This is a genomic window from Flavobacterium sp., assembly GCF_020217025.1.
Taxonomy (GTDB): domain Bacteria; phylum Bacteroidota; class Bacteroidia; order Flavobacteriales; family Flavobacteriaceae; genus Flavobacterium.
On record NZ_JAIWOF010000071.1, the window covers coordinates 1 to 10,000 of the forward strand.

Below are 10,000 nucleotides of genomic sequence, written 5' to 3' on the forward strand. Positions count from 1 at the left end.
AATGATTTTTTTGCGAGCTGCAATTTCCATTTGCGTTTGTGGTGGAATTGTAAAGAATGAACCAGCAGAAGCGCCACGCTCAATTGAAACAACCGCTAATCCGTTTCTTACACTGTTTCTAATTCTGTCGTAAGCAGCAATTAAACGCTCTTCAATTTGACCTCTTAGTTCTTCTGATTTTGCTGATAAGAAGTTTTCTTCTTTTTCAGTTTCAGCCATAATATCGCTTAATTCTGCTTTTTTATGTTTTAAGTGGGTTTGTTTTCCGTCTAATTTTTCTTTAGTTTGAGCTACTACTTCTTTTTTGTGCTCAATAGAAGCTTTCATTTCTTTAATGTGTTTTTCAGCCAATTGAATCTCCAATTCTTGAAACTCCACTTCTTTAGTTAAAGAGTTGAATTCTCTATTATTACGAACGTTTTTTTGTTGCTCTAAATATTTTTTAATCGCAGCTTTGTGTTCGTCGATAGCGTTTTTCTTTACTTTGATTTGCTCATCAATAGTTTCTAAATCGCTTTTTAGTTTTTCTAAACGAGTAGAAAGTCCCGCTACTTCATCTTCTAAATCTTCTACTTCAAGAGGCAATTCTCCTCTTACATTTCTTATTTCGTCTATTTTAGAATCAACTAGTTGTAAAGCATAAAGGGCTCTTAACTTATCTTCTACACTTAGCTCTTTGATTGTTGCCATATTTAAAAGTACTTAACTGGATTTGTATTTTCTTCTGATAAAATAATTCCGCATTGCAGCGAATTTGGTGCAAAATTAGTGATTTTTTCTTTAAGAAAATCAACAATATAATTTTTTGTAAATCTTTCGCTTTCAAAATGTCCAATATCAGCCAAAAGTAATTGATTTTCAACTTCATAGAATTGGTGATATTTTAAGTCGGCCGTAAGATAAGCGTCTGCACCTGAGGAAATTGCATTCTTAATTGCAAAACTGCCACTTCCGCCTAAAACTGCTACTTTTTTTATTGATTTTCCTGTAAAAGCGGAATGTCTGATGCCATCACATTGCAATTTCTCCTTTACCAATTGTAAAAATTCGGTTTCAGAAAGCGGATTTTCGAACTCACCCACGCGTCCTAAACCAATATTTTGATGCTTGTTTTCCAATTGATAAATTTCGTAAGCCACTTCTTCATACACATGATTTTTGAATAAAGCCTTCAAGATTTTTCCTTGCAGATGCTTTTCAAACGTCATTTCAATTTTAATTTCATCGTTCTCTACAAATTCAAAACGCTCGCCAATTTCTGGATTCGAATTTTCATTTCCCATATACGTTCCAATCCCTTTCGAATTGAAACTACAATCTTCATAATTTCCAATCGTTCCAGCTCCTGCATCAAACAAGGCGTTTCGCAATTTTTCAACATTTTCTGGAATCGTGTAAGTAACTAATTTTTGAATGTAATTTTCTTTCGGAATCAAAACTTTCGAATGTTTCAAGCCTAATGCATCACAGAAAATTTTATTCACACCTTTTTGATGATTGTCTAAAGCAGTATGAACGGCGTAAATGGCAATATCATTTTTAATGGCTTTTAAAATCGTACGTTCCACATAATTTTTACCCGTAATTTTCTTAATTCCCGAAAACAAAATAGGATGGAAGCAAACGACCAAATTACATTTTTTCGAAATTGCTTCATCAATTACCGATTCCAAAGCATCATGACAAACTAAAACGCCATCAATTTCTTGATTTGGATTCCCAACTAAAAGTCCCACATTATCAAAATCTTCGGCATAACCTAATGGCGCCATTTCTTCAAGAATAGAAAGTATATCGGAAAGTTTCATGATGTTTGATTTTACTAAATGATTACACAAATTAACGAAATACCCCTTAGAAATGAAATGATAAAGGACATAAACTTTAATATAAAGATAATTTATTATACTTTCGTAATATGATTTTGTTACGAAAAATACTTTTTCCTTTGGCCTTTTTGTATTGGCTCATTACGTTTATCCGAAATTGGCTATACGACAAAGGCATTTTCAAGAGTTCTTCTTTTGATATTCCTATCATTGCAGTTGGAAATCTTAGCGTTGGAGGAACAGGTAAAACGCCTCAAATTGAATATTTAATACGATTACTTTCTGATAATTATAAAGTGGCGGTTTTAAGTCGCGGTTACAAACGTACGACCGAAGGTTTTATTTTGGCGGATAAAAATGCTACTGCGAGTTCTATTGGTGATGAACCTTTTCAGTTTTATTCGAAATTTCCAAACATTCAAGTAGCGGTTGATGCGAATAGAAAAAACGGAATTGAAAATTTACTTCAACTTCCGAAAAAACCCAATGTGATTTTATTAGACGACGCTTTTCAACACAGAAAAGTAAAAGCTGGTTTTTATATTTTGCTTACGGCTTATGATGATTTGTTTTGCGATGACTATATTTTGCCTTTCGGAAATTTACGCGAACCGTCTTCTGGAAAAAAACGTGCCGATATGATAATTGTCACAAAATGTCCGAATGATTTGTCCGAACTTACGCAGCAGAAAATCAGAGAAAAGTTGAAGGTAAAACAACAAGTTTTTTTTACAACCATACAATACGATGATTATGTTTTTGGAAATGAGTGTCAATTATTGGTTTCTGAAATTCAATCCGAAAGTAAAGTGTTGGTAGCTGGAATTGCAAAACCTAAATTGTTTTTCGATTTTCTTAAAAATGAGGAGGATGAAACTTTGGTGTTTCCAGATCATCATCATTTTTCGAAACAAGATTGTGAGCAAATTTTGGCTAAAGCCAACGGAAGAAAAATAATTACAACAGAAAAAGATTTTGTTCGTTTAAACGGATTATTGCCAAAAGCGCAATTGTTCTATTTACCAATAAAATCAACTTTTTTAAATACAAACATTGATAAAACGATAGAAGATTATGTGGGACAAAGTTCAAGAAACAGTTAGTTATATTAAAAATAAAACCAATTTCACTCCAGAGTACGGCGTGATTTTAGGCTCAGGATTAGGAGGGTTTACAGAAGATATTACGGTTGAGCATACTTTACCTTATTCGGAGATTCCAAATTTTCCAGTTTCAACGGTGCAAGGACATAAAGGTGCTTTGGTTTTTGGAACCATTCAAGGGAAAAAAGTGGTGGCAATGCAAGGACGTTTTCATTTTTATGAAGGTTACGATATGAAGCAAGTAACGTTTCCAGTTCGTGTAATGAAATATTTAGGAGTTGAAAGATTGATTGTTTCTAATGCCTCGGGAGGTGTTAATCCTGAATATGTTGTTGGAGATGTTGTGGTGATTACAGATCATATTAATATGATGCCTGAACATCCATTACGAGGTCATAACGATGAACGTTTTGGACCAAGATTCGTAAATATGAGCGAGCCTTATTCTAAAGCTATGATTGAGAAAGCATTTGAATTGGCTGAGGATTTAAATATTTATCTTAAAACAGGAATTTATTTAGGATTACAAGGACCAACATTTGAAACCCTTGCCGAATACAAAATGGTAAAAGCATTAGGAGCTGACTGTGTTGGAATGTCAACTGTTCCAGAAGTTATTGTAGCGCGTCACATGAATATGGAATGCTTTGGTGTTTCTGTAATTACCGATATGGGTGACGAGGAAAATATCGAAGAAGTTAACCATGAAGAGGTTTTACAAGCGGCTCAAAAGGCAGAACCTCATGTAAGAAACTTAATTAAGAATTTGATTGCTCAGTACTAGTTAAGTATTTGGTTACCACATTATAGAAATGCTCTGGTTCAAAAGGTTTGGTGATTACTTCATTCATGCCATAGGACAAGAGCATTTCTCTGTTTTCATTTAAGGAGATTGCTGTCAACGCTACAATAGGAGTACAAGTGTTGAATTTTCTAATTTCACTTGTGGCTTCTGTTCCGTTAATTCCTGGTAAATGAACGTCCATAAGAATTAAATCGTAGTTGTTGATTTTTACATCTTCGATAGCATCTTCACCATTATCTATAATATTGCAAGAAATCCCTCTTTTTTCAAGCATTTTTTGTGTAATCATTTGGTTGATTTTGTTGTCCTCAACTAATAATACTTTTTTCTCAGTCAATAGCGATTGGGAAGGTTTTATAACTTCTTCTTTAACTTTGTTTGCTATTCCTTTTTCAAATTGTAATTCAAAACTAAAAGTACTTCCTTTTCCAGATTCGCTCTTTAATTGAATTTCACTTCCCATTAATTCGAGAATTTTCTTTACAATAGAAAGTCCCAAACCTGTTCCGCCATAAGTACGGTTAATTTCAACAGAACCTTGACTAAAACTATCAAAAATTGCTTCTTGTTTGTCCTTTGGAATTCCTATTCCGTTATCTTTAATTTCAAAATAAAGCGTCACATTTTCAGTGGTTTCTTGTCTCTTTTTGATGACACACCAAACATCCCCATTTTTACTGAACTTGATGGCGTTATTCAATAAATTGATAAGGATTTGAGAAAGTTTTGTTGGGTCTCCTTTTAAATTAAAATCAATGGATTTGTCAATGTCAAGATGGCATTTGATATTATTTTCGTGAATGAATTCTTTAAAAGAAGTTACAATGTTTTCGGTTAGTTCTGATAGGTTAAAATTGATTTTCTCAATAATCACTTTATCCGATTCTAAACGGTTGATTTCTAATATATCATTAATGAAATTTAAGAGATAATTTCCAGAAAACTCAAGTGATTTCAGGTAATTTAGCTGACTTGCTTTAGGTTTTTCTTGTAATAAAAGATAGGTAATACCATTAATAGCATTCAAAGGTGTGCGAAGTTCGTGACTTACGGTCGATAAGAAGTCAGCTCTCGCTTTTGATGCTCGTTCTGCTTTATCTTTTTCTATAGTTAATTCTCTATTTTTCTCCTTTAGAAGTTTATTCGTACTGATTCTAATTTTATTGTTTTTGTATAACGATAAACTCAATAGCGATAAAATTGAAATCAAAGCAATACTCAAAATACTAATTAACTTAGAAAAACGTAATGTTTTTTGTTGACTTTTTTTCTCTTTGTCTAATTGTTCAATCGTCTTAAGTTGTTTGTCAAATTGAATTTTATCAACGGTGTTTTCAGCAACATAACTATTGTAATATTTTCCAATTGAATCTGTTAAATCGGCATATTTTTTTAAATATAAATTGGAACTTGAAATGTTTTTATTTTTTTCATAAGTCGCACTAAGAAGCTTATAAATGCGTTTAGTTAGTTGAAAATCATTGTTGTTTGTTTCGTTAGTTTGATTGGCAAGGTTTAAATAGTTAATGGCTTGCGGATAATTTTTCTTTAAAATTTCAATCTCTCCTAACTGAATGTATGCTTCGGTTTTTGTACTTAGCAAAGCATCATCACTTATATTTTCTATGACACCTTTTAAAATGTTACTAGCTTCGTTAATATTTCCTTTTTCTTTTTTGATAATAGCTTTTTGAAGGTTAATTAACTCAATAGCTTCAAGGAAATTTAATTTTTTGTAAATAACAGTAGCCTTTTCAAAATAAATTTCAGCAAAAGCAATATTGTTTTTCTTTAGATAGCATTTTCCTAAACCATAGTATGAAAGCGCAATGTTTGAATTAGGTTCTCCTTTGCTGTAAATACTAATTGCTCTTATGTAATAATCGATTGCTAAATCATTTTTTTCAAGTTCGTAAAAAATGGTGGCTAATTGCAAATAACAGTCAGCAAGTTTGTTGTCTAGATTATTTGCTTTGGCATATTCAATAGCTTTTTCTGTATACAAAATAGCTTTAGTATATGATTTTTTGGCTTCTTTATTGAACAAACCAATTTCTAAGTAATAATCAGTGCTATCACTTATTTTTCCAGCATCTTTGTAGACAGACTGTGTGTAACCATTTATAGTTACGAATAGAAATAATATGAAAAGTCGTTTAATCAAGAAATGCCTGAGTTAAATTTAACCCTGCAATTTAAAGTTTTTTAGCGATAATAAAAACTTTATTTTTTAGAAACGAAAGTAATTAAGTCAATTAATCGAGAAGAATAGCCAATTTCATTGTCGTACCAACCTACAATTTTTACCATTTTATCGATGACAGAAGTGAGTTGCGCATCGAACAAGCAAGAATGTGTATTTCCAATAATATCCACAGAAACAATGGGATCTTCGGTATAATCTAAAATTCCTTTAAAATTAGTTTCCGCTGCTTTTTTAAACGCTTGATTGATTTCTTCAATAGAAACTTGTCGTTTTACATTAAAAGTAATATCCGTCAAAGAACCATCTGGAACCGGAACTCGAATACCACAACCACCAATTTTTCCGTCTAATTCAGGAAATATTTTTGTTAACGCTTTTGCTGCGCCAGTTGTTGTAGGAACAATAGATTGCGCTGCTCCACGAGCTCGGCGTAAATCTTTATGAGGTTGATCATGTAAACTTTGGTCGGTAGTGTAGGAGTGAACGGTGGTGATGTACGCTTGTTCAATTTCGCACAATTCCTGAATGATTTTAATCATCGGAGCGGCATTATTTGTTGTACAACTTGCGTTGGAAATTATCGTTTCGCTTCCGTTTAAAATGTGTTCGTTTACCCCTAAAACAACAGTTTTTATTTCATCCACTTCAGAAGGTGCGGAAAGAATTACTTTTTTCGCTCCAACTAAAATATGTTGATTAATTTCTTCAAATGTTTTGAATTTTCCCGTCGATTCAATAACAATATCAACGTTTAGCGATTTCCAATCTAAATTTTTGATTTCTCTTTCGTGAAAAAACAGATATGATTTATCGTCAATGATAATCGAATCCTCAGAAAACGAAACGTTCTGATTCAAAACACCGTGAATGCTATCGTATTTTACCAAATGTGCCATTGTTTTGTTATCTGCAATGTCGTTGATGGCAACTACTTCAATAGTAGGATGATTCAAAAGCAATCGGAACAAATTACGTCCAATTCTTCCAAAACCATTAATAGCAATTCGTGTTTTCAATTTTATTTATTTTGAATTTGTTCTTGAATTTGAACTTTTAGTGAATGTGTTTCTCTGCATGATAAGAAGAACGTACTAAAGCGCCACTTTCCACATGTCTAAAACCTAATTCTTTTCCGATTTGTTCGTATTTCGCAAATTGTTCTGGTGTGATGTATTCTTTAACTGGTAAATGTTTTTTACTTGGTTGTAAATATTGACCAATCGTAACAATATCCACTTTAGCATCGGCTAAGTCATGTAAAACTTGAATCACTTCTTCCTCAGTTTCACCTAAACCTAACATGATACCCGATTTTGTTCTTTTGATACCTTGCTCTTTTAAATAGCGCAAAACTTCCAAACTTTTCTCATATTTCGCTTGGATACGAACTTCACGTGTCAAACGTTTTACGGTTTCCATGTTGTGCGAAACTACTTCTGGAGCTACTTCTATAATTCTATCTAAGTTTCTAGTATTCCCTTGAAAATCTGGAATTAAAGTTTCTAAAGTGGTGTTAGGATTCATTCGGCGAATGGCTTTCACGGTTTCTGCCCAAATAATCGAACCCATATCTTTTAAATCATCACGGTCAACGCTAGTAATAACCGCATGCTTGATGTTCATAATTTTGATAGAACGCGCTACTTTTTCAGGTTCGTCCCAATCCACATCTTCAGGGCGACCGGTCTTTACGCCACAAAAGCCGCACGAACGGGTACAGATATTTCCTAAAATCATGAAAGTTGCCGTTCCTTCGCCCCAACATTCGCCCATATTAGGACAACTTCCCGAAGTACAAATCGTATTCAGTTTGTATTTGTCTACTAAACCTCTAAGTTCGGTGTAGTTTTTACCCGTTGGTAGTTTTACGCGTAACCATTTTGGTTTGGGTTCTCTTGGTGGAAAAACATTATCAATAGCCGTGTCCATAATCAAAATTTTGATAGGCAAAGATACGATATGAAATTTAGAATTTTGAAGTAAGAATTTAGAAAATGAGAAAACTTTAGGAAAGTTTTAGGAAATGTAAAGACTAATTACTTCCCCGAAATAATCTCCGCCAATAATTTCTTAGCTCTTAGTAGTTTGATTTTGATGTTATTCAGCGGTTCATCAATTTGTTCTGCCATTTCTTGATACGTCATTTCTTGAAAATAACGCATTTGTATCACTTCTTGGTAAGCAGGTTTTAATTGTTTGATGTATTGTAGTAATTGGGCTAAATTTTGCTCGATAATCAATTCGTCTTCGGCAGAATTAGAATCATCGGCAACGCTGTAGGCTTGATGGTCTTCTTCATCATTCATTTCAATAAATAAAGACGATTTCTTTTTGCGAAGCATATCAATATGAACATTTTTTGCAATTGCAATCAACCAAGTATTAAAACCATATTCGGGATTATAAGTTGCAATTTTATCAAACGCTTTTGCGAAAGTTTCAATTACAATATCTTCGGTATCGGTTTCGTTTTCAGTGCGTTTTAGCATGAAACCATATACTTCATTCCAAAATAAATCCAATAAAAAAGTAAAAGCAACTTGGTCTCCCTTTTTTGCTTTTTCAATATTTTCTTGAATGATGACCGAATTTACTTCCAATGTATAGGTTTTGAGATGAGGTTTCTAAAAAATACGCTCAGTTGGGTAAAGATAAGTACAATTTCAATAATTGGATACCAATACATGACATCTTTTTCTTTTAGTTTTCCAGCGGCATAGCCTAAAGAAATCCATGAAAATAAATATCTAAAAACGATAATTCCAGTCACAATCATCCATTGGAATTGAAATGCCAACAAAACAATCGCTAAAACTAAAAACCAAAATTGACTAAAGAAAAATAATCCCAATTGAAATTTATCAAATCCTTTGTAGAATTTCGCAGTAGTAGCGTGTCTTCTTTTTTGGTAAACCCAAGATGAAAAAGTAGTTTTTGGTTCCGAAAAAGTAAAACTTTCTGGAGTGTATAAAATTGCTGTATTCTTTTTTGTAGCAGCTTGATTGATAAACAAATCATCATCACCTGAACGAATTTTCATGTGATCCATAAAACCACGAACGTTGAAAAATTCTTCTTTTTTATAAGCTAAATTGCGCCCAACCCCCATGTAAGGATTGCCAATTTTTGCCCAAGAAAAATATTGTGTAGCAGTTAACATTGTTTCAAAACGGATGATTTTGTTTAGGAAAGAATTCTTTACTTTTTCATAAGCACCATAGCCTAAAACAATCGTTTTTTCTTTGGTAAATTGAGTCGAAATTTGCAACAACCAATCGTTTGAAGCTGGATAGCAATCCGCATCGGTAAATACTAAATACTCGTTTTTTGCTGCTTTGATTCCTAAGGTTAACGCGAATTTTTTATTACCCCAAAACGCTTCGTTGTTTTGAACTTTTACCAATTTTACATTCGGATATTGCTTTTCGTAACTTTCAAATAATTCCAAAGTTTCATCGCTCGAAGCATCGTCGATTAAGACAATTTCGTAATCAGGATAGTTTTGGGTAACCAAAGTTTGAAAATATTTTTTGATATTTTCTTCTTCGTTTTTAGCACAAACAATAATGGAAATAGGTAAGCGTTTCGGAGTTCCTTCTGGTTTTTTACCAAAAGAGAATTTTCCGAAAATAAAAAGGTAATAAATAAATTGAATAAACACGATAACCGCAAAAGCGATTAAGAGTATTGTTAATATCATAAATTTTGAAAATTAAGAGTGCGAAGGTTCGCTGCAGTCTTTCATTTGTTCAGGAGTTTTTCCGCAGTAACTGCAGTTTTCTCCATCTTTGTTCAAAAACGGACTTTGGCTAGCACAAGTTCCAGCGAATTTTCCGTCTTTTTTTGCCCAAATTTTTATAGCGATACCTGCAAATGCAAGTCCTAAAAGTCCAATAGTAAATAATACAAGTTTCATCTTTTTCTATTTTGAACTGCAAATTTACAAAAGAAATTTGACTTAAATAATATTTACTTCCGCTTCTATTGCAATTCCGAATTTTTCTAAAATCGTTTGTTGAATATTTCTCGAAAGCGCTACAATTTCAGCTCCTGTTGC

General features: G+C 32.8%; 11 protein-coding genes. 2 read left to right on the top strand and 9 right to left on the bottom strand.

The window, feature by feature from the left end; all coding sequences use genetic code 11:
* Both LDL23_RS03355 and LDL23_RS03360 read right to left on the bottom strand, forming a co-directional pair.
* On the bottom strand, window positions 1-690 hold a 690-nt coding region (locus LDL23_RS03355), incomplete at its 3' end, for a hypothetical protein (RefSeq protein ID WP_291264448.1).
* 2 nt (window positions 691-692) lie between these two features.
* Window positions 693-1,808 carry a Nif3-like dinuclear metal center hexameric protein gene (locus tag LDL23_RS03360; RefSeq protein ID WP_291264449.1) on the bottom strand — a complete coding sequence of 372 codons (1,116 nt, stop codon included), beginning with the start codon at window positions 1,806-1,808 and terminating at the stop codon, window positions 693-695.
* Between the two features lie 110 nt (window positions 1,809-1,918).
* Here LDL23_RS03360 and lpxK point away from each other — a divergent pair, with 110 nt between their 5' ends.
* Entirely contained in the window at window positions 1,919-2,932 is a 1,014-nt protein-coding gene (gene lpxK / locus LDL23_RS03365; RefSeq protein WP_291264450.1) for a tetraacyldisaccharide 4'-kinase, read from the top strand.
* Entirely contained in the window at window positions 2,904-3,716 is an 813-nt protein-coding gene (locus LDL23_RS03370; RefSeq protein ID WP_291264451.1) for a purine-nucleoside phosphorylase, read from the top strand. Before lpxK ends, LDL23_RS03370 begins: the two co-directional genes overlap by 29 nt.
* Here the strand turns inward: LDL23_RS03370 and LDL23_RS03375 are convergent.
* The 7 genes from LDL23_RS03375 to LDL23_RS03405 form a co-directional block, all read right to left on the bottom strand.
* The gene (locus LDL23_RS03375) at window positions 3,691-5,901 is read right to left on the bottom strand and encodes an ATP-binding protein (protein WP_291264452.1); all 2,211 of its coding nucleotides are present in this window, start codon (window positions 5,899-5,901) and stop codon (window positions 3,691-3,693) included. The two genes, LDL23_RS03370 and LDL23_RS03375, sit on opposite strands and share 26 nt — an antisense overlap.
* A 59-nt stretch (window positions 5,902-5,960) precedes the next feature.
* Window positions 5,961-6,959, bottom strand: a complete 999-nt coding sequence (gene gap, locus LDL23_RS03380; RefSeq protein WP_291264453.1) for a type I glyceraldehyde-3-phosphate dehydrogenase — start codon at window positions 6,957-6,959, stop codon at window positions 5,961-5,963.
* Between the two features lie 37 nt (window positions 6,960-6,996).
* The gene (gene lipA / locus LDL23_RS03385) at window positions 6,997-7,872 is read right to left on the bottom strand and encodes a lipoyl synthase (RefSeq protein WP_026724855.1); all 876 of its coding nucleotides are present in this window, start codon (window positions 7,870-7,872) and stop codon (window positions 6,997-6,999) included.
* Window positions 7,873-7,979: 107 nt separating this feature from the next.
* Window positions 7,980-8,543 carry a sigma-70 family RNA polymerase sigma factor gene (locus tag LDL23_RS03390; RefSeq protein ID WP_291264454.1) on the bottom strand — a complete coding sequence of 188 codons (564 nt, stop codon included), beginning with the start codon at window positions 8,541-8,543 and terminating at the stop codon, window positions 7,980-7,982.
* Complete coding sequence (locus LDL23_RS03395) at window positions 8,534-9,643, bottom strand: glycosyltransferase (protein ID WP_291264455.1); 1,110 nt, start codon at window positions 9,641-9,643, stop codon at window positions 8,534-8,536. Before LDL23_RS03395 ends, LDL23_RS03390 begins: the two co-directional genes overlap by 10 nt.
* 12 nt (window positions 9,644-9,655) lie before the next feature.
* Window positions 9,656-9,859, bottom strand: coding sequence for a membrane or secreted protein (locus LDL23_RS03400; protein WP_291264456.1), 204 nt, complete (start codon window positions 9,857-9,859; stop codon window positions 9,656-9,658).
* A 42-nt stretch (window positions 9,860-9,901) separates the two neighbouring features.
* The coding region (locus tag LDL23_RS03405; protein ID WP_291264457.1) for a hypothetical protein at window positions 9,902-10,000 on the bottom strand (99 nt) is incomplete at its 5' end.

What these genes read in the sequence shown, in the direction of transcription:
- LDL23_RS03370 (WP_291264451.1), top strand. Translation starts at nt 2,904, where the DNA reads ATGTGGGACAAAGTTCAAGAAACAGTTAGTTATATTAAAAATAAAACC.
- LDL23_RS03360 (WP_291264449.1), bottom strand. Translation starts at nt 1,808, where the DNA reads ATGAAACTTTCCGATATACTTTCTATTCTTGAAGAAATGGCGCCATTA.
- LDL23_RS03400 (WP_291264456.1), bottom strand. Translation starts at nt 9,859, where the DNA reads ATGAAACTTGTATTATTTACTATTGGACTTTTAGGACTTGCATTTGCA.
- lpxK (WP_291264450.1), top strand. Translation starts at nt 1,919, where the DNA reads ATGATTTTGTTACGAAAAATACTTTTTCCTTTGGCCTTTTTGTATTGG.
- lipA (WP_026724855.1), bottom strand. Translation starts at nt 7,872, where the DNA reads ATGGACACGGCTATTGATAATGTTTTTCCACCAAGAGAACCCAAACCA.
- LDL23_RS03395 (WP_291264455.1), bottom strand. Translation starts at nt 9,643, where the DNA reads ATGATATTAACAATACTCTTAATCGCTTTTGCGGTTATCGTGTTTATT.